Source organism: Microbacterium hominis NBRC 15708 (assembly GCF_001592125.1).
Lineage (GTDB): Bacteria > Actinomycetota > Actinomycetes > Actinomycetales > Microbacteriaceae > Microbacterium > Microbacterium hominis.
Genome location: NZ_BCWI01000008.1, coordinates 96263 through 114739, shown reverse-complemented (window position 1 = coordinate 114739; position 18477 = coordinate 96263). Strand labels below are relative to the sequence as shown.

Here is an 18477-nt window from a genome sequence, read left to right as displayed (position 1 = left end):
GCCGCTCACTGCGCCACCACCTCTGTTCCGATTCCCTGTTCCGTGAAGATCTCCACCAGCACCGAATGGGGCTGGCGTCCGTCGATGATCGCCGCCGTGTCGACGCCGCCGTCGACCGCGTCGAGGCACGCCTGCATCTTCGGGATCATCCCCGACTCCAGGCGCGGCAGCATCGCGCGCAACTCGTCGGCCGTCAGATGCGAGACGAGCGAGTCGCGATTCGGCCAGTCGGCGTAGAGTCCCGCCACGTCGGTCAGCACGACCAGTTTCGCGGCGCCGAGCGCGACGGCGAGGGCGGCGGCCGCGGCATCCGCGTTGACGTTGAGCGACTGTCCGGGGTGGTCGAGATCCGGCGCGATCGAGGACACCACGGGGATGCGGCCGGCGGCGAGCTGGTCGAGCACCGGCTGCGGGTCGACGCGCACGACGTCGCCGACCGCACCGAGGTCGTGCTCGGTGCCGTCGATCACGACACCGCGGCGGCGGCCGTGGAACAGTCCGGCATCCTCGCCCGAGAGCCCCGCCGCGAACGGACCGTAGGCGTTGATGCGCGCCACCAGCTGGGGGTTCACCTGCCCGGTGAGCACCATCCGCACGACGCTCATCGCCTCGGTGGAGGTGACCCGGTACCCGCCCTTGAACTCGCTCGGGATCGCGAGGCGGTCGAGCATCTGCGAGATCTGCGGACCGCCGCCGTGCACGACGACGGGCTTGACGCCCACGAAACGGAGATACGCGATGTCCTGCGCGAACGCGTCCTGCAACTCCTCGGAGACCATGGCGTTGCCGCCGTACTTGATGACGATGATCTGGTCGCGGAAGCGCTGCAGCCAGGGCAGCGACTCGATGAGGACGGCGGCCTTCTCGGCGGCCTCCTCGGGCGTCGTGTGCTGGATCTTCTCGGTCATGAGCTGTACGCGCTGTTCTCGTGGACGTAGTCGTGCGTCAGGTCGTTGGTGAAGATGGTCGCCGCAGCCTCTCCCGCTTTGAGGTCGATGAGCACGTCCGTCGCGCGCGGGGTGAGGTCGACCTCCTCACGCGGGCGGTCGGGGGCACCCGCGCTGCACAGCCGCACGCCGTTGAAGCTCACGTCGACCAGGTAGGGGTCGAAGGCCGCCTGCGTCGTGCCGATCGCGGCGAGGACCCGGCCCCAGTTGGGGTCGTTTCCGAAGATCGCGGCCTTGAAGAGGTTGTTGCGGGCGACCGAGCGACCGACCTCGACGGCGTCGTCCTCGGATGCCGCGCCCACGACCCGGATCGTGATGTCGTGGCTCGCGCCCTCGGCGTCCGCCTGCAGCTGGACCGCGAGGCTCGTGCAGACCTCGATGAGCGCCGCGCGGAAGGCGGCGGCATCGGGCGTCACGCCGCTGGCGCCGCTGGCCAGGAGGGTGACCTGGTCGTTGGTGGACATGCAGCCGTCCGAGTCGAGCCGGTCGAAGCTCACGCGCGTCGCCGCACGCAGGTGCGCGTCGGCGTCGCCGGCGGCGAGCACCGCATCGGTCGTGAGGACGACGAGCATCGTCGCCAGGCCCGGGGCGAGCATGCCCGCGCCCTTCGCCATCGCGCCGATGCTCCACCCCTCCCCCTCGAACACGCTGGTCTTGGGCACGGTGTCGGTGGTCATGATCGCGCGCGCCGCGTCGTCGCCGCCGTCGTCCGACAGCGCCGCGATCGCCGCCTCGGTGCCGGCGAGCACCTTCGCGCGGAAGACCTCGTCGCCGGTGCCGATCAGCCCGGTGGAGCAGACGAGCACATCGCCGGGGCTCACGTCCAGCAGCTCTGCGGCCTTCTCGGCCGTCTGGTGCGTCGTCTGGAAGCCGAACGCGCCGGTGAAGCAGTTGGCACCGCCGGAGTTCAGCACGACGGCCTCGACCGTCGCGTCCTGGATGGCCTGCTGCGACCACAGGATCGGGTTCGCCTTGGCGCGGTTGCTGGTGAACACGGCGGCACCGACCTTGAGCGGGCCGCGGTTGACGACGACGGCGACGTCGGGCTTGCCGGTCGATTTGAGGCCGGCGACGACGCCGGCGGCGGCGAATCCTGCGGGGGCGGTGACGCTCACGGTGCCACTCCGTTCACGGTCAGGCCCGTGGCCTCGGGAAGGCCGAGGGCGATGTTCATCGACTGGATGGCGGCACCCGCGGTGCCCTTGACGAGGTTGTCGACCGCTGTCACGACGACGACGCGGCCGGCGGGGCGGTCGATCGCGAGTCCGACGAGCGCCGTGTTGGCGCCGAGGACGTCCGCCGTCCGGGGGAACTGTCCCTCGGGAAGGAGCTGCACGAACGTCTCCGACCCGTAGGCGTCCTCCCACGCGGCGCGGATCTCGGCATCCGTCGCCCCGTCGACGATCGGCGCCGTGGAGGTCGCCAGGATGCCGCGGGCCATCGGCACCAGCACCGGCGTGAATGAGATGCGCACGTCGGCGGCGGCGGGCGCCGCAGCGGCGAGCGCCTGCTGGATCTCCGGGATGTGGCGGTGCGTGCCGCCGACGGCATACGGGTTGGCGGAGCCGAGGATCTCGGACGCGAGCAGGGTGGTCTTCAGGCTCTTGCCGGCCCCGGACGGGCCGACGGCGAGGACGCTGACGATGTCCGACGGGTCGATGACGCCCGCGGCGACACCGGGGGCGAGGCTGAGGGCGACGGTCGAGGCGTTGCAGCCGGGGGCCGCGATGCGCGAGGCGCCGACGAGAGCGTCGCGCTGCTTGGCGCCGCCCGCCCCGACGAGGAGCTCGGGCACGCCGTAGGTCCACGGCTCGTGGAAGGCGCCGCCGTAGAACGCGTCCCAGGCCGCCGGGGAGGTCAACCGGTGGTCCGCGCCGGCATCGATCACGAGGGGCGTGTCGGCGAGCGCGTCGGTGTACTGGCCGGACTGGCCGTGCGGGAGCGCGAGGAAGACGACGTCATGGCCGGCGAGCACGTCGGGCGTGGTCGGCTGGAGCGTCAGGTGCGCGAGGGAGCGCAGGTGCGGCTGGTGCTGGACGAGCGCGTCGCCCGCGTTGCTGTGCGCGGTGACGGTCGTGATGCGGATGTCGGGATGAGCGGCGAGCAGGCGCAGGATCTCGCCGCCCGCATAGCCGGAAGCGCCGGAGACGGCGACCGAAAGGGTCATTGTTCAACCTTATTGTGACTGTGGTCTGCAGACGGTGGGCTCGAAACGGCGACACCGGCGGCTCGACCCGTCACGGCGACAGGGAGCTCGCGGGGTCGCCTAGAGTCGGCGGCCGGCCTGGCGTCGGCGCGCGCGTCGCACCGTGGTGACGGTGAGAGGAGCGGCCGGATGCATGCGGCGACCGTATCGCGCGGACGGGGTGCGTCGCAAATCGGCCTCAGCCGCCCGCGCGGGCGGCGAGCAGCGCGCGCTCGTCGGCGCGGGTGAGGCCGGCCCGGCGCGGGCGATCGAGTCCGCGGGCGCGCTCGTCGGCGAGCACACGCTCCAGCGTCGCGCCGAGCGGCGTGAGCCGCCCGCCGAGCAGACGGAAGACCGCGTTCGATCGCGTCGCGAACCCGGGCATGCCCTCCGGCAGCCACAGCGGCAGCGAGCGCTCCCCCGCCCAGTGGGCCACCCCCTGGGCGACCAGCCAGTCGGGGGATGCCGCGACCACCTCCCCCGTGTGTCCCGCCGTCGCGCGGGCGGCCGCCAGCACTGTGTCCAGCGGCAGGGCGTCGCCGACGGCGTTGACGGCGCCCGTGAACCGCGCACCGCCCAGGGCGACGACGAAGCTCGCGAGGTCGTCGACGTCGATCACCTGCACCGGGGCCGCCGGCACGTCGGGCACGAGCACCGGCTCGGCTCCCGCGGCCGCGAATCGCGCGACCCAGTAGCCGAAGCGGTCGGTCGGATCGCCCGGTCCGACGATGAGCCCGGGGCGTACCACGGCGGCGCGGTGACCGCACGCGGCGCGGACCGCGGCCTCGGCGGCCGACTTCTCCCGCCGGTAGTCGCCTTCCTCGCCCGGTCCGGCGGGCGGCGCCAGCGGCGCGGTCTCGTCGGCGCCCACCACGTCGTCGTCCGCGTACGCCGACACGCTCGACACGTAGGTCCAGTGCCGGGCGCGACCGCCCAGGGCGTCGACGGCCGCGCGCACGTGGGCGGCGGTGGAGGAGATGTCGACGACCTCGTCCCACTCGCGGTCCGCGAGGCCCTCGTAGGCGGAGGCGGAGTCGCGGTCGCCGACGACCAGCCGCGTGCCGTCCGGCACGGGGCGGCCTCCGCGCGCGAGACAGGTCACGGCGGCGCCGGCATCCCGCCACCGCCGAGCGATCCGGCCCGACAGCCACCCGGTGCCGCCGAGGACGAGGATCTCGGTCATGTCGTCGGGAACGCCTTGATGCGCTGCAGCAGATCCGGTCCGCTGCGATCGAGCGCGCGGCCGCCGAGCCACACGCCCAGCGCCGCCGCTCCCCCACCGACGCCGATGCCGACGGCGAGCGCCACCCAGCCCCACAGCGGTGCACCCGTGACGAGGCCCGCGATGGCGAACGCGATCGCCGGGGCACCGAGCACGAGGCACGCCCCCATCACGACGAAGACGAGCAGGCCCGTGAGGAAGGTCTGCCCCGGCACGCTCTTGAAGGGGCTGTCTCCGGGCGCGGCGACGGGGCTGACGATCAGCGCCGACGAGACCGCGCTGACGCCGTACCCGCCGAGGAGCAGCCCGAGCGCGGCGCCGAGGATCGCGGGGAGCTCCGCCGAGCGACCGCCGACCGCGGTGGTGACGACCGCGACGAGGACCACCAGCGGGATGCCGATGCTCGCCGCACCGAGCGCCCGGCCGAGCCGGTCGTCGCGGCCGCGGATGCCGGTCGCGAGCACCGAGGCGAACGCGGTGCCGTCGTAGGACACGTCGGTGTACCCGGCGAGGCAGAGCACGAAGGCGACGAGGATCGCCGACGACGAGAACATGAAGCCGTCGATGCCGCCGGTGAAGGCGAACAGCAGCGGGAACAGCGGCACCACCAGCAGCTGCCGCAGGTAGCGGGGATCGCGCAGCCACGCCGTGAGGGAGCGGGCCCAGGTCGCGCCGACGCCACCGGTCGGCATCCGACCGAACAGGCCCAGAGCACCGGAGCGGGCGACCTTGGCGGCGCGCTGTCGCGGCGCCGTCGTCGCGCCGTGCAGCGCACGCGCCCACAGCATCCAGAGCACTCCGAGCGTCGCGAGGGCGATCAGCAGCTTCAGCGCCGCGCTCCCCCACGCACCGGCCGCCACGTCGCCGGGGACCGCCCAGGTGGCCCCGATCGGGGTCCACGAGAGCACGCCGGCGATCTGCCATACCTGCTCGCCGAGGTCGCGCGCCGAGCCCAGCAGCGCCAGCGTCCCCGTGATGATCGGCCCGGACATGATCAGCAGCACCAGCACGACGGTGCCGACGAGCTCGCGGCCGCGCCGGTTGCCGCCGAGCCCGGTCGACAGCGCGGAGACGAGGCGCGAGGCCACGACGCACGTCAGCACGGCGAGCGCGAGGCACGGCACCGCGACGAGGGCCGCGACGGGCCAGCGCACCCAGAGCGCGACCGTCGCGAGCGCGGCGATGGAGGTCGCGATGCCCGGGATGCCGGTGAGCCCGGTGGCCGCGAGGGCGAGCATGACCTGGCGGGTGGTGAGCGGGAAGGGGGCGAGCTTGTCGGCATCCACCGTCGTGTCCATGCCGGTGACCAGCACCGGGCCGAGCACCCAGCCCAACAGCAGCGCGGAGCCGCCGGTCACGGCCACCGCGCGGGCGACGTCGAGGCTCTGGAAGACCGCGATCGCGACGAGGCCCGTGATCACCGACCCCAGGATGCCGAGCGCCCAGAGGATGCCGAAGCAGAAGCCGACGAGCTGCCACGGCCGGCGGGCGAGCGTGTTGCCGAGGATGCGGTAGCGCAGCCTCAGGACTGTCGCAACCACTGCGGGCCCTCCGAGGTGTGGCGGCCGCCGACCAGCGACAGGAAGCGGTCCTGCAGGCTCTCGCCCGCGCGCACCTCGTCGACCGTGCCGGCGGCGAGGACGCGCCCGGTCGCGATGATCGCGACGTGGTCGCACATGCGCTGCACGAGGTCCATCGAGTGGCTCGAGACGATGATCGTGCCGCCCGAGGACGTGTACGAGCGCAGGACGTCCTCGATGTTGGCGGCCGACACCGGGTCGACCGACTCGAACGGCTCGTCCAGCACGAGCAGGCGCGGGGCGTGCACGAGCGCGCAGGCCAGCGCCACCTTCTTGGTCATGCCGGCCGAGTAGTCGGCGACGATCGTGCCGGCGGCCTCACCGAGATCCATGAGCGCGATCAGGTCGGACACGCGCCCGGCGATCTGCTCCCGGGGCACCGAGAACATCATCGCGGTGTACGTGAGCAGCTGCTCCCCCGTCAGGCGGTCGAACAGACGCACGCCGTCGGCGAGGTTCCCGATCATCGCCTTGGCGCGCACCGGATCGGCCCACACATCGACGCCGTGCACCCACGCCGTCCCGGCATCGGGGCGCAGCAGTCCCGTCGCCATCGACAGGGTCGTCGTCTTCCCGGCGCCGTTGGGACCGACGAGTCCGTAGAACGAGCCCGGCGGGACGAGGAGGTCGACACCGGCGACCGCGGTCTTGTCGCCGAAGCGCTTGACGAGGCCCGCGAGCTGCAGGGCGGGGACCAGCTGGGTGTCAGTCATCCCCACCGAGCCTAGCCCGACCGGCGCGCGCGGTCACAGCCCCGTCGCCGACGCCGCGGCATCCGCCGGTGTCGGAGCGCGCCGGCACGATGGCCGCATCGCCGAAGCCCGAACTGCAAGGGCCCCGACGCGACACGCGGGACGCTCGACGCTCGCCTCCGGCGTGTCGCGCAAGAGGGCTTGCAGATCCGTCACGAGGGCCACGCGACGGCCCCGAGCGGGCGCTACTCCCGGATCGTCGCCGCGTAGCGCTGGGTCGCGACGGCGACACCGGCGAGCTTGGCCTCCGTGGCCTCGGCCGCGGTGAGCGTGCGATCGGGCGCCCGGAACCGCAGCGCGAACGTCAGGCTCTTCGTGCCGTCGGCGAGTCCCGTTCCGCGATAGTCGTCGACGAGACGCACGGTCTCCAGCAGCGGGCCCGCGCCGTCGACGAGCGCCGCCTCGACGTCGCCGGCGACGACGTCCGCGCCCACGACGAGCGAGACGTCCTGCGTCGCGGCCGGGTAGCCCGACAGCGACGGCGCGACCGCGGGAGCGCCCGCGAGGGCGAGGATGCGATCGAGATCGAGCTCGGCGACGTAGACCCGCCCGTGCAGGTCGGCGTCGGCGGCGACCTGCGGCAGCACCTCGCCGACGTAGCCGACCTCGACGCCGTCGACGGAGAGGATCCCGGTGCGTCCCGGGTGCAGCGCGGCGCGCCGGCCCTGGGCCACGTCGATGCGCACGCCCGCGGCGGCGGCGATCGTCTGCACCGCGAAGAGCGCGTCCGACAGCTCCGCCGCGACGGCCGGCTGACCCGGCTGCTTGGCGACGATGTCGCCGCCGAGGAGGACGGCCGCGTGGCGCGGCTGCGGCGGCAGCGAGGCGTTGAGGGCCGCGAGGGTCTCGTCATCGGGGCGCACGGCGAGCGGCGGCACGGTCGCCGTGCCGTAGACGACGCCGTCTTCGGGGGTGAAGACGAGTCCCGTCTCGAACAGGGCCAGGTCGGTGAACCCGCGGGCCTGGTTGCGGTGCGCCACGGCCAGCAGCCCGGGGATGAGCGAGCGGCGCAGATACGGCGCCTGTCCGTCCAGCGGGTTCGCGAGCCGCACCGAGGCCACGGGCTCGCCGGAGGCCGAGCCGTGCAGCGCGTTCGCCTCGGCGGTCGAGAACGGGAACGACGGCGTCTCGACGTAGCCGGCGGCCGCCAGGGCGTTGGCGACCCGACGACGCCCCTTCTGCAGCGCGGTCAGGCCGCGACCCGACGGGGGCGTCGGCAGGATCGACGGGATGCGGTCGAGCCCGTGGATGCGCGCGACCTCCTCGGCCAGCGTCCACTTGTCGGTGAGGTCGGGGCGCCACGTCGGCGGGATGACGATCCATCCGCCGCCGGGGATGTCGGCGGGCACGGCCTCGTCGAACACGACCCCGTCGACGAACGCTTCATCGACATCCGTCACCTCGCAGCCGATCATCTCGAGGGCGTCCGTGATCTCGGCATCCGTGTAGTCGACGCCGATGAGGGTCGGCACGAACGCGCGCGGCAGGTCGATGCCCTCCACGAACACCTCGCCGAACAGCGCGCCGCCCAGCTCGGTGTCGAGAGTTCCGCCGGCGAGGTCGACCATGAGGTCGGCGACGCGGCGGGCGGCGACGAAAGGCAGCAGCGGGTCGACGCCGCGCTCGAAACGGCGCGAGGCCTCGGACGGCAGCTTGTGGCGACGGGCCGTGCGCGCGATCGTGATCGGGTCGAAGGTCGCCGCTTCGATGAGCACGTTGCGCGTGGCATCCGTCATCTCGGTCGTCCCGCCGCCCATCACGCCGGCGAGGCCGATCGGGCCCGACTCGTCGGTGATGAGGAGGTCCTCGGCGCTGAGCGTCCGCTCCTTGCCGTCGAGGGTCGTGAGCTTCTCCCCCTCGCCGGCGCGCCGGACGGTGATGCCGCCCTGCAGCCGGTCGAGGTCGTACCCGTGGATCGGGTTGCCGAGCTCGAGCATGACGTAGTTGGTGATGTCGATCAGGATGCCGAGGGAGCGGATGCCCGCGAGGGTCAGCCGCGCCACCATCCAGGGCGGCGTGGGGCGGGTCGGATCGACCCCGCGCACGACGCGGGCGACGAACTCGCTCGCTCCGACGCGGCCCCGCAGCGGTGCCCGGTCGTCGACGACGATCGGGAATCCGCTGCCGGGCGCGACGTCCGCCCACTCGTGGTCGGCGGGGTCGCGGAAGGCGGCTCCGGTGGCGTGCGAGTACTCGCGCGCGATCCCGCGCAGCGACAGGGCGTAGCCGCGGTCGGGCGTGACGTTCACGTCGACCGCGACGTCGTCGAGGCCCAGCAGGGCGATCGCGTCGGCGCCCACCTCCGGGTCCAGTCCGAGCTCGACCAGACGCAGGATGCCGTTGTGCTCCTCACCGAGGCCGAGCTCGCGCGCCGAGGCGATCATGCCGTCGGAGACGTGGCCGTAGGTCTTGCGCGCCGAGATCGGGAACGGGCCGGGCAGGACGGCGCCGGGCAGCGACACGACGACCTTGTCGCCGGCGACGAAGTTGGAGGCGCCGCAGACGATGCCGCGGACGTCGCCGTTGGCCGCGCCCACGTCGACCTGGCACCACCGGATGGTCTTGCCGTTGGACTGGGGCTCCGCCTCGAAGGAGAGCACCTGGCCGACCACGACCGGACCGGTGATCTCGAAGCCGATCGCCTCTTCCTCCTCGAAGCCCACCGACACGAGCGCCGCGAAGACGTCGTCGGTCGTGGCGTCCTCGGGAAGCTCGACGTACTCACGCAGCCACGACAGAGGGACGCGCATCAGACCACCATTCCGAACTGCTCGCTGAAGCGGACATCGCCCTCGGCCATGTCCCGCATGTCCTGCACGTCGGAGCGGAACATGAGCGTGCGCTCGATGCCCATTCCGAAGGCGAACCCGGAGTAGACCTCCGGGTCGATCCCGGCCGCGCGCAGCACGTTCGGGTTGACCATGCCGCAGCCGCCCCACTCGATCCAGCGCGCGCCGCCCTTGAAGGTCGGGTGCCACAGGTCGAGCTCGGCGGACGGCTCGGTGAAGGGGAAGAAGTTGGTGCGGAAACGCGTCTTCGCCTCGGCGCCGAACAGGACCTTCGCGGCGTGGTCGAGGGTGCCCTTGAGGTTCGCCATCGTGATGCCCTTGTCGACGACGAGGCCCTCGAACTGGTGGAAGGCGGGCAGGTGCGTGGCGTCGAACTCGTCGGTCCGGTACACCCGTCCGGGCGACAGCACGTAGATCGGCAGCTCACGCTCGAGCATCGAGCGCATCTGGACGGGACTGGTCTGCGTGCGCAGCACCAAGTGGCGCTCGACGGGATCCACGAAGAACGTGTCCTGCATCTGGCGCGCCGGGTGGTCGATGTCGAAGTTGAGCGCGTCGAAGTTGTACCACTCGTGCTCGAGCTCGGGTCCTTCGGCGATCTCCCATCCCATGCCGACGAAGAGGTCGGCGATCTCCTCCTGCAGGAGAGAGATCGGATGCCGGGCGCCGACGCGTCCCCGCGGCGCGATCGCCGTGATGTCGACCCGCTCGGCCTCGAGCTTCGCCGCGTTCTCCGCGGCCGCGAGCTCCTCCTCCCGGGCGACGAGCGCCTGCGTGACGCGCCCGCGCGCCTGGCCGACGAGCTTGCCGAACGCGGCCTTCTGGTCGTTCGGCACGTGACGCAGCTGCGCGTTCAGCTGCGCGAGGGGCGACCCCTCGCCGGCGTGGGCCGCGCGCGCCGCCTTGAGCTCGGCCGTGGAACCGGCCGCGGCGATCGCCGTCAGGGCGTCGGCGACGGCGGCATCCACGTTCTCGGCGGTGATCGCGGGAGTGATCTCGGGTGCGTCAGACACAAGAGAGGAGTCTACCGGCGGCGGCGCGGGCTGCCGGGACAGCGCCGGCGACCGCCCCGCGGATCACATCTGCGACGTGTTCCCCGGATCGAGCTTGCCCGCCCGCGCCTGCAGGGCGATGAGCTCGGTGTCGGTGCCACCGGTTCCCATCGGATGATGGGGCGCGCCCCCCTCGGCCGCCTGCTGCTGCTGACGCCGCTGGGACCGCTGTTCGATGCGGTACGCCACATAGCTGAGGGCCAGGCACATCGCCACGTAGATCGAGCCGCCGACGATCGCGGTCTGGATGAGAGGCGAGCTGTACACCGCGTTCGAGCCCAACAGCTTGATGACGTAGAGCAGCTCGGGGTAGGTGATGATGAAGCCGAGCGCCGTGTCCTTCAGGGTGACGACGAGCTGGGCGACGATGACCGGCATCATGGCGCGGATCGCCTGCGGCAGCAGGATGAGGCGCAGCACGCCGGCCTTACGCAGACCGATCGCGTAGCCCGCCTCGCTCTGGCCGCGCGGCAGCGACTCGACGCCCGCACGGATCACCTCCGCCAGGACCGACCCGTTGTAGGCGACGAGGGCGATGACGACGGCCCAGTACGGCTCCATCCGGATGCCCACCACGGGCAGACCGTAGTAGAGCAGCATCATGAAGACGAGGACGGGGACGGCGCGCAGGATCTCGGTGATCCAGCCGACGGGCACCCGGATCCACGCGTGCGCGGACAAGCGCCCGATCGCGAGGACGAAGCCGAGCACGAGCGCACCGGCCGCCGCCGCGGCGAAGGCCGCGAGCGTCGCGAGCGCGCCGTCGAGCAGCCGCTGCCAGATCGTCGCGTACGTGAAGATCTCCCACTTGTCGGCGGAGAACTGCCCGGTCGCGGCGAAGCGCCAGATCACCCACCCGGCGATCGCGAGGACGAGCAGGATCGTGGCGAGCCCCAGCACCCGGTTGCGGGCGACGGCGCGGGGACCCGGGACGTCGTAGAGGACGGAGCTCATCGTGCGACCTTCCATCGGCGTTCCATCGCTCGCTGCAGCCACGCGAGCAGCAGCACCAGGGCGACGAAGATGACCATGACCCACAGGAGGGTGACGAGCTGGTTCTCGCCGCGCTCGCTGAGGTTGCTGCGGACCGACCCCAGGTTGAGGACGGAGAAGCCGGCGGCCACGGTGGTGTTCTTCAACAGCGCGATGAGCACGCTCATCATCGGCGGGATGACCGAGCGGGTGGCCTGCGGCAGCACCACGAGCGTCATCACCTGACCGAAGGTGAGACCCAGCGCGCGGGCGGCTTCGGCCTGACCGACCGGCACGGTGTTGATCCCGGAGCGCAGCGTCTCGGCCACGTAGGTCGCCGTGTACACGCCGAGGGCGAGCGTCGCGAGCAGGATCGCGTCGATGCGCTCCCGCAGCAGGATCGGCAGGCAGAACGCGAAGAAGAACATGACCAGCGTCAGCGGGGTGTTGCGGATCCAGTTGACGTAGACGGCGCCCACCGCGCGCGCCGCCGGAATCGGCGAGACGCGCATCGCGCCGACGACGAAGCCGAGCACGAGCGCGAGGACGCCGCCGCCGAAGAACAGCACCAGCGTGCCGGTGAGGGCCTCTCCCCACAGGTCCAGGTTGTCGGTGATGACCTCCACCGCTCCGCCTTCCGTCGTTGTCGTCATGGTCGGGTTCCGGCGGCGGCGCCGCAGCGCCGCCGCCGGGGCGGATCAGTCCGCCGCGTCGACCTGCGGCTGGGTCGCCTTCACGCCCGAGGCGCCGAGGTTCTTGTCGAAGATCGCCTGCCACGTCGATCCGCCGTCGGTGAACATCGTGTTGATGAACGTCTGGAAGGCGGTGTCGCCCTGCGCGATGCCGACGCCGTAGCGCTCCTCGCTGAAGGGCTCTCCGACGACCTTCAGCTGGTCGGGCGCCTGCGCGGCGTATCCGATGAGGATCGCCTCGTCGGTGGTGACGGCGTCGACCTGGCCGTTCTTGAGATCTTCGACGCACGCGGAGTAGGTGTCGTACTCCTTCGTCTTGGCCTGCGTCTCCTCCTTGATGCGCTGGATCGAGGTCGAGCCCGTGGCCGAGCAGACGGTGTCGTCCGCGGTCAGCGCGTCTTTACCCGTGATCTTGTCGTTGTCGGCGGCGACGAGCAGGCCCTGACCGGTGATGAAGTAGGGACCGGCGAAGGAGATCTGCTGCTTGCGCTTGTCGGTGATCGAGTAGGTGCCGACGTAGTAGTCGATGTCGCCGTTCACGAGCGCCTGCTCGCGGTTGGCGGAGGCGATCGCCTGGAACTCGATCTTGTCCTCGTCGTAGCCGAGCGACGCCGCGATCCACCGCGCGATGTCGACGTCGAAGCCGCTGCGCGTGTTCGTGACCGGGTCGAGGTAGCCGAGACCGGGCTGGTCCTCCTTGACGCCGACCTTGACGACGCCGGCGCTCGTGATCTTGTCGAACGTGGGGCTGCCCTCGAGCGTCACATCCGTGGCGACCGTCCACGGGGTCTCGGCGGCGCCGCCGGCGCCCTCCGTCGCACCGGGCTCTGCACCCGGGGTGCCGCTGTTGCACGCCGTGAGGGCGAGGGCCGCGACGGCCAGACCGGCGAAAGCGCCGGCGATGCGATTCTTCTTCAGCATGTGATCCTCCTGTTTCGTATCCATCTCTCGTTGACCGCGCCGGTGCCGGGCGCGGACGTCTTCATCAGTGCGTGATCAGCTTGGAGAGGAAGTCCTTCGCGCGGTCGCTCTTCGGTGCGGTGAAGAACTCCTCGGGCCGGGCCTGCTCGACGATCTGCCCGTCGGCCATGAACACGACGCGGTCGGCGGCCTTGCGGGCGAACCCCATCTCGTGGGTGACGACGATCATCGTCATGCCGTCCTGGGCGAGGCCGACCATGACGTCGAGCACCTCGTTGATCATCTCCGGGTCCAGCGCGCTGGTGGGCTCGTCGAAGAGCATCACCTTCGGCTTCATCGCCAGCGCCCGCGCGATCGCGACGCGCTGCTGCTGACCTCCGGACAGCTGAGCCGGCAGCTTCGCCGCCTGGTGGCCGACGCCGACGCGCTCGAGGAGGACCTTCGCCTCCGCCTCGGCATCCGCCTTCTTCATCCTCTTGACCTTGATCGGCCCGAGAGTGACGTTCTCGAGGATCGTCAGATGCGAGAACAGGTTGAACGACTGGAAGACCATGCCGACGTCGGCGCGGAGCGCGGCGAGGGCCTTGCCCTCCTTCGGCAGCTCGGTGCCGTCGATCGAGATCGTGCCGCTGGTGATCGTCTCCAGCCGGTTGATCGTGCGGCACAGCGTCGATTTGCCGGAACCGGACGGCCCGATGACCACCACCACTTCGCCGCGGTTCACCGTCAGGTCGATGTTCTTCAGGGCGTGGAAGTCGCCGTAGTGCTTCTCGACCGCATCGATCACGACCAGGGGATCGCCTCGACGGACCGTGATGTTGGACGTCGCCGGAGCCGGGTGGGGAGTCGACATGCGGGCCAGCCTAGGCAGATCACCTCGACGTGGCACAACTTATGCACAGGATCTTGACCGAGTCGTGACCGACCCGCGACAATGCGCGTCAGCGCCCTCCGCGCTGCGCGAAGGCGGTCTCGTACAGGCAGACGCTGGCCGCGGTGGCGAGATTCAGGGACTCGGCGCGCCCGTAGATCGGCAGGCGGAGCGAGAGGTCCGCGAGGCCCAGCGCGGCGTCTTCGAGGCCGCGCGCCTCGTTGCCGAACAGCCAGGCGGTGGGCTCGGCGAGCACCTCGCGGCGCGCGAGGAAGTCGTCGCCCCCGACGTCGGCGGCGACCACCCGCATCCCCGCGGCGTGAGCACGCTCGACGGTCGCGGACAGCTCGGCGCCGACCGCGACCGGCAGGTGGAAGAGCGACCCGGTGGTGGCCCGCACGACCTTGGGATTGTAGGGATCGACGGTGCGCCCGGTCAGCACGACGGCATCCGCGCCCGCCGCGTCGGCGGCGCGGATGATGGTGCCCAGGTTCCCGGGATCGCGCACCTCTTCGCAGATCGCGATGAGCGTCGGGGATGCCGCGAACACGTCCTTCAGCGACGTCGGCGACTGGCGCGCGACCGCGACGATGCCCTGCGGCGTGACGGTGTCGGCCATCGCGTCGAGCACCGCCTCCGTCGTGAAGACGATCTCCAGCCCCGCGTCGCGCGCGGCGTCGCGGATGTCCTGGTGCCTCTCCATCGCCGTGGGCGTCGCGAAGAGCTCGACGAGGGTGTCGGGGCGGAAGGCCAGCGCCTCGCGGGCGGCCTGCGGCCCTTCGAGCAGGAACAGCCCGGTCTCCTGACGTGCACTGCGCTTGGTCAGTTTGGCGACGGCGCGCACGCGCGGAGAGCGAGGGTTTTCGAGCACGCTCTCATCCTAGAGAAGAAGAAGGGGTGTCCCCCGTTCGGAGGACACCCCTTCTGTGTGCTGTGTTGCGGTGATTACGCCTTGGGCGCGTTCACGTCCGCCGGCAGCGCCTTCTTGGCGGTCTCGACGAGCGACGCGAAGGTCTTCGGCTCGTTGACGGCCAGCTCGGCGAGCATGCGACGGTCGACCTGCACGCCGGCCAGGCCCAGGCCCTGGATGAAGCGGTTGTAGGTGAGGCCGTTCGCACGGCTCGCGGCGTTGATGCGCTGGATCCACAGGCGGCGGAAGTCGCCCTTGCGCTTGCGACGATCGCGGTACGCGTAGACCAGGGAGTGGGTGACCTGCTCCTTGGCCTTGCGGTACAGGCGCGAACGCTGACCGCGGTAACCGGAGGCGCGCTCGAGGATGACGCGACGCTTCTTGTGGGCGTTGACGGCCCGCTTGACTCTAGCCATTTTCTTCTACTTTCTCGTCTGCGTCAGCGCTCAGATGCCGAGGAGCTTCTTGGCGACCTTCGCGTCGCCGGGAGCCAGGATCTTGTCGGCCGACAGGCGGCGCGTGCGCTTGGTGGGCTTGCCCTCGAAGTTGTGGCGGAGGTTCGCCTGCTGCTTCTTGATCTTCCCGCTACCGGTGACCTTGAAGCGCTTCTTGGCACCCGAGTGGGTCTTCTGCTTCGGCATGTCTCTATCCTTCGTTGTGGTTCCCGCGGGGCGGGAGCTCGTGGGGCCGACGCGGCGGGGCCGCGGGCCGGGCGACCTACTCCGCGGGAGCGGTCTCGGCGGGGGCGGACTCGGGCTCGGCGCCCGGGGTCGTGCGCGCCTGGCGTGCCGCCTCCTTGTTGGCAGCACGCTGGGCGTTCTGCTCGGTCTTGACCTCGGACTTGTTCTTGTGCGGGGCGATGACCATGACCATGTTGCGACCGTCGATCGTCGGGTTCGACTCGACCGTGCCGTACTCGGCGACGTCCTCGGCGAACTTGCGCAGCAGACGCACACCCTGCTCGGGACGCGACTGCTCGCGACCGCGGAAGAGGATCATGGCCTTGACCTTGTCACCCGACTGCAGGAAGCCCTCGGCGCGCTTGAGCTTGGTCGTGTAGTCGTGAGCCTCGATCTTCAGACGGAAACGGACCTCCTTGAGGACCGTGTTGGCCTGATTGCGACGCGCTTCCTTGGCCTTCTGGGCGGCCTCGTACTTGAACTTGCCGTAGTCCATGATCTTGACCACGGGCGGCTTCGAGTTGGGGGCGACCTCGACGAGGTCGAGATCTGCTTCCTGAGCGAGGCGCAGCGCGACCTCGATGCGGACGACGCCGACCTGCTCACCCGCGGGTCCGACGAGGCGGACCTCGGGAACGCGGATGCGGTCATTGGTGCGGGGATCGCTGATGCGGAACTCCTTAGTCGTACGGGTGGGTGCCACCGGACACAGGGATGTGTCTCGGGCGGAAGATCGTCACGTCCACCCCGCACGACGCGCACGTCGGCTTCGTTCCTGCACCCTCACCCGCAACGGATCCCGTCGTGGCGGCCCCGTCGGACGGGGCGGAGTGCGTGACCCGGTAGCCTGGAGCGGCAAGCGCGGGTGGGATGTGATCCTCTTTCGATCCGGAGCAGAACACTCCGGCGCCCGCACAGTCTAGCAGAGAGCAGCACGTGGACACGATTCCCTCCTCCCCCGACCCCCACGAGGCCGAACGGCTCGCCCGATGGGAGGAGCGCGAGCGCGCCGCCGCGGCGGCGAGCCGCGATATCGCCGACGTCCCGGCCGTCGAGGTGATCACGACGGCGGCCGTGCATCTCATGAGCGCTGCGGCCGTCAAGACGGGACTGGCCGACGACCCGGCCACGCAGCTCGACCTGGATGAGGCCCGCAAGCTCATCAACGCCCTGGCGGGTCTCATCACCGCCGGCGCTCCGGAGATCAGCGACATGCATGCGCGGTCGCTGCGCGACGGGCTGCGCTCCCTGCAGCTCGCCTTCCGTGAGGCATCCGTCATCCCCGATCCGATCGGCAAGGGACCGGGCGAGAAGTGGACGGGCCCGGTCACCTGACCGGCGGCACGGTCAGCCGCGGACGAGCTTGACCGTCAGGGAGTCGACGAGCACGGCGATGCGATCGTCCGCCGCCCAGCGGGCGGCGAGGCGCTGCAGGATCGCGTCGAGCTGCGTCTGGTCCAGACCGTCGACGAGGTGCAGGCGCACGATCAGCTCCGGTCCGCGCAGGCGCGCCTCCGGGTCGCCGCTGGCCACCGAGAGGTCGAGCACGCCGAGCTCGGCGCCGATCGACGCGTGCAGACCGGCCATGACCTCGGGTGACAGGTGGGCGGGCTCCCACGGCAGCGCCTGACCGATCGCCCACACGGCGGGTCGGCGCAGCACGAACTCGGTCGCGGATGCCGGGTCGATCACGATCAGGTCGGTGTCGTCGGCCGCGGCCGACAGGGCGGTGCGGATGCCGTCGGCCGGCACCGGCCGCGCCTTCGGGTCCCACGCGGCCATCGTCGCGACGGACGTGAACACCGGCAGCACCGTGCGCCCGTCCGGTCCCGCGACGGTCACGATCGAGAGCTCCTGCGTCTTGTCGACGAGGTGGCCCGACGGTGCGACGCCGACCTCCCCCGCCTCGGCGACCAGGGGGATGAGCAGCCGAGCCGAGCGGTAGGCGTCGACGACAGCGACCGCGTCGCCGCTGCCGTCGCGGAACGCGGTCAGTGCCGCCAGCAGCGCGGGATCGGCCGATCCGTCATCACCGGCGTGCGGGTTCGCCTCGAACGAGCGCCCCTCCCAGGGCACGCCCGCCGAGTCGGCGGCGCAGGAGTGGCCTTCCGCGCCGTCCCCGGGCCGTTCAGCCTGCGGCGACATCCAGAGCCTCGGCGAGCGTGAACGCGCCCGCGTACAGGGCCTTGCCCACGATGGCGCCCTCGACGCCGAGCGGCACGAGCTCGCGCAGCGCGGCGATGTCGTCGAGGTTGGAGATGCCGCCGGATGCGACCACCGGCTTGACCGTGCGCGCCGTGACCTCGCGCAGCAGCTCCAGGTTCGGTCCCTTGAGCGTGCCGTCCTTGGTGACGTCGGTGACGACGTAGCGGCTGCAGCCGGCGTCCTCGAGGCGCTCGAGCACCTGCCAGAGGTCGCCGCCGTCGCGCGTCCAGCCGCGCGCCGCGAGGGTGGTCCCGCGCACGTCGAGGCCGACCGCGATCGCGTCGCCGTAGCGACCGATGACGTCGGCCGCCCATTCGGGGTTCTCCAGCGCCGCCGTGCCGAGGTTGATGCGCGCCGCACCGGAGTCCAGCGCCGCCTCGAGCGTGGCGTCGTCGCGGATGCCGCCGGACAGCTCGACCTGCACACCCTTGAGCTGCTTGATGACCTTGCGGAGCACGGCTGCGTTGCTGCCACGGCCGAAGGCGGCGTCGAGGTCGACGAGGTGGATCCACTGCGCACCGTCGCGGGCCCAGGTGAGGGCCGCCTCGACGGGATCGCCGTAGCTGGTCTCGGTGCCGGCCTCACCCTGCGTGAGGCGCACGGCCTTGCCGTCGGCGACGTCCACGGCGGGAAGCAGGATCAGTTCAGGGGTCGACGCGAAATCGTTCATGGCTCCAGGAAGGGGTTCAGTGACCGCGC

The 18477-nt window shown here is 71.4% G+C and carries 19 protein-coding genes; 1 reads left to right on the top strand and 18 read right to left on the bottom strand.

Annotated features, from left to right (window positions below):
• Nucleotides 1-5: 5 nt before the first annotated feature.
• From argB to infC, 16 genes are all read right to left on the bottom strand, one after another.
• Nucleotides 6-908: an acetylglutamate kinase gene (gene argB / locus MHO01S_RS08450; RefSeq protein WP_061782147.1), complete on the bottom strand. Its 903-nt coding sequence runs from the start codon at nt 906-908 to the stop codon at nt 6-8.
• The gene (argJ, locus tag MHO01S_RS08445; RefSeq protein WP_060959518.1) at nt 905-2062 is read right to left on the bottom strand and encodes a bifunctional glutamate N-acetyltransferase/amino-acid acetyltransferase ArgJ; all 1158 of its coding nucleotides are present in this window, start codon (nt 2060-2062) and stop codon (nt 905-907) included. Before argJ ends, argB begins: the two co-directional genes overlap by 4 nt.
• Nucleotides 2059-3114: an N-acetyl-gamma-glutamyl-phosphate reductase gene (gene argC / locus MHO01S_RS08440; RefSeq protein WP_060959517.1), complete on the bottom strand. Its 1056-nt coding sequence runs from the start codon at nt 3112-3114 to the stop codon at nt 2059-2061. Before argC ends, argJ begins: the two co-directional genes overlap by 4 nt.
• A gap of 217 nt (nt 3115-3331) precedes the next feature.
• Nucleotides 3332-4315 (bottom strand): NAD-dependent epimerase/dehydratase family protein, encoded by a 984-nt coding sequence (locus MHO01S_RS08435; protein ID WP_061782146.1) that lies wholly within the window; start codon nt 4313-4315, stop codon nt 3332-3334.
• Nucleotides 4312-5895 (bottom strand): hypothetical protein, encoded by a 1584-nt coding sequence (locus MHO01S_RS08430; RefSeq protein WP_061782145.1) that lies wholly within the window; start codon nt 5893-5895, stop codon nt 4312-4314. The genes MHO01S_RS08435 and MHO01S_RS08430 overlap by 4 nt, the downstream gene beginning before the upstream one ends.
• Nucleotides 5877-6647 (bottom strand): ABC transporter ATP-binding protein, encoded by a 771-nt coding sequence (locus MHO01S_RS08425; RefSeq protein WP_060959514.1) that lies wholly within the window; start codon nt 6645-6647, stop codon nt 5877-5879. The genes MHO01S_RS08430 and MHO01S_RS08425 overlap by 19 nt, the downstream gene beginning before the upstream one ends.
• A 224-nt stretch (nt 6648-6871) precedes the next feature.
• The gene (pheT, locus tag MHO01S_RS08420; RefSeq protein ID WP_061782144.1) at nt 6872-9436 is read right to left on the bottom strand and encodes a phenylalanine--tRNA ligase subunit beta; all 2565 of its coding nucleotides are present in this window, start codon (nt 9434-9436) and stop codon (nt 6872-6874) included.
• Nucleotides 9436-10488, bottom strand: a complete 1053-nt coding sequence (gene pheS, locus MHO01S_RS08415) for a phenylalanine--tRNA ligase subunit alpha (protein WP_060959513.1) — start codon at nt 10486-10488, stop codon at nt 9436-9438. The genes pheT and pheS overlap by 1 nt, the downstream gene beginning before the upstream one ends.
• Nucleotides 10489-10551: 63 nt before the next feature.
• Nucleotides 10552-11481, bottom strand: coding sequence for an amino acid ABC transporter permease (locus MHO01S_RS08410; RefSeq protein WP_061782143.1), 930 nt, complete (start codon nt 11479-11481; stop codon nt 10552-10554).
• Nucleotides 11478-12125: an amino acid ABC transporter permease gene (locus MHO01S_RS08405; RefSeq protein ID WP_060959511.1), complete on the bottom strand. Its 648-nt coding sequence runs from the start codon at nt 12123-12125 to the stop codon at nt 11478-11480. The genes MHO01S_RS08410 and MHO01S_RS08405 overlap by 4 nt, the downstream gene beginning before the upstream one ends.
• Before the next feature lie 72 nt (nt 12126-12197).
• Nucleotides 12198-13112, bottom strand: coding sequence for a glutamate ABC transporter substrate-binding protein (locus tag MHO01S_RS08400; RefSeq protein ID WP_060959510.1), 915 nt, complete (start codon nt 13110-13112; stop codon nt 12198-12200).
• A 64-nt stretch (nt 13113-13176) separates the two neighbouring features.
• Nucleotides 13177-13965: an amino acid ABC transporter ATP-binding protein gene (locus tag MHO01S_RS08395; protein WP_060959509.1), complete on the bottom strand. Its 789-nt coding sequence runs from the start codon at nt 13963-13965 to the stop codon at nt 13177-13179.
• 88 nt (nt 13966-14053) lie between these two features.
• Nucleotides 14054-14854 carry a TrmH family RNA methyltransferase gene (locus tag MHO01S_RS08390; protein WP_061782142.1) on the bottom strand — a complete coding sequence of 267 codons (801 nt, stop codon included), beginning with the start codon at nt 14852-14854 and terminating at the stop codon, nt 14054-14056.
• 74 nt (nt 14855-14928) lie between these two features.
• On the bottom strand, nt 14929-15309 hold the full coding sequence (gene rplT, locus MHO01S_RS08385; RefSeq protein WP_060959507.1) for a 50S ribosomal protein L20: 381 nt from the start codon (nt 15307-15309) through the stop codon (nt 14929-14931).
• Between the two features lie 30 nt (nt 15310-15339).
• Complete coding sequence (gene rpmI / locus MHO01S_RS08380) at nt 15340-15534, bottom strand: 50S ribosomal protein L35 (protein WP_005048908.1); 195 nt, start codon at nt 15532-15534, stop codon at nt 15340-15342.
• A gap of 76 nt (nt 15535-15610) precedes the next feature.
• Nucleotides 15611-16276: a translation initiation factor IF-3 gene (gene infC, locus MHO01S_RS08375; protein WP_082734142.1), complete on the bottom strand. Its 666-nt coding sequence runs from the start codon at nt 16274-16276 to the stop codon at nt 15611-15613.
• A gap of 233 nt (nt 16277-16509) precedes the next feature.
• Between infC and MHO01S_RS08370 the strand changes: the two genes are divergently transcribed.
• Nucleotides 16510-16908, top strand: a complete 399-nt coding sequence (locus tag MHO01S_RS08370; RefSeq protein ID WP_060959506.1) for a DUF1844 domain-containing protein — start codon at nt 16510-16512, stop codon at nt 16906-16908.
• Between the two features lie 12 nt (nt 16909-16920).
• Here the strand turns inward: MHO01S_RS08370 and MHO01S_RS08365 are convergent, their stop codons facing one another.
• Together MHO01S_RS08365 and priA are read right to left on the bottom strand one after the other, a co-directional pair.
• Nucleotides 16921-17718 carry an SseB family protein gene (locus tag MHO01S_RS08365; RefSeq protein ID WP_060959505.1) on the bottom strand — a complete coding sequence of 266 codons (798 nt, stop codon included), beginning with the start codon at nt 17716-17718 and terminating at the stop codon, nt 16921-16923.
• Nucleotides 17702-18448, bottom strand: coding sequence for a bifunctional 1-(5-phosphoribosyl)-5-((5-phosphoribosylamino)methylideneamino)imidazole-4-carboxamide isomerase/phosphoribosylanthranilate isomerase PriA (gene priA, locus MHO01S_RS08360; RefSeq protein WP_060959504.1), 747 nt, complete (start codon nt 18446-18448; stop codon nt 17702-17704). Before priA ends, MHO01S_RS08365 begins: the two co-directional genes overlap by 17 nt.
• Between the last annotated feature and the right edge of the window lie 29 nt (nt 18449-18477).

Coding starts and splice junctions, on each gene's coding strand:
- argB (WP_061782147.1), bottom strand. CDS start 908: ATGACCGAGAAGATCCAGCACACGACGCCCGAGGAGGCCGCCGAGAAG.
- argC (WP_060959517.1), bottom strand. CDS start 3,114: ATGACCCTTTCGGTCGCCGTCTCCGGCGCTTCCGGCTATGCGGGCGGC.
- MHO01S_RS08435 (WP_061782146.1), bottom strand. CDS start 4,315: ATGACCGAGATCCTCGTCCTCGGCGGCACCGGGTGGCTGTCGGGCCGG.
- MHO01S_RS08425 (WP_060959514.1), bottom strand. CDS start 6,647: ATGACTGACACCCAGCTGGTCCCCGCCCTGCAGCTCGCGGGCCTCGTC.
- pheT (WP_061782144.1), bottom strand. CDS start 9,436: ATGCGCGTCCCTCTGTCGTGGCTGCGTGAGTACGTCGAGCTTCCCGAG.
- MHO01S_RS08410 (WP_061782143.1), bottom strand. CDS start 11,481: ATGAGCTCCGTCCTCTACGACGTCCCGGGTCCCCGCGCCGTCGCCCGC.
- MHO01S_RS08400 (WP_060959510.1), bottom strand. CDS start 13,112: ATGCTGAAGAAGAATCGCATCGCCGGCGCTTTCGCCGGTCTGGCCGTC.
- MHO01S_RS08395 (WP_060959509.1), bottom strand. CDS start 13,965: ATGTCGACTCCCCACCCGGCTCCGGCGACGTCCAACATCACGGTCCGT.
- rplT (WP_060959507.1), bottom strand. CDS start 15,309: ATGGCTAGAGTCAAGCGGGCCGTCAACGCCCACAAGAAGCGTCGCGTC.
- rpmI (WP_005048908.1), bottom strand. CDS start 15,534: ATGCCGAAGCAGAAGACCCACTCGGGTGCCAAGAAGCGCTTCAAGGTC.
- MHO01S_RS08365 (WP_060959505.1), bottom strand. CDS start 17,718: ATGTCGCCGCAGGCTGAACGGCCCGGGGACGGCGCGGAAGGCCACTCC.
- priA (WP_060959504.1), bottom strand. CDS start 18,448: ATGAACGATTTCGCGTCGACCCCTGAACTGATCCTGCTTCCCGCCGTG.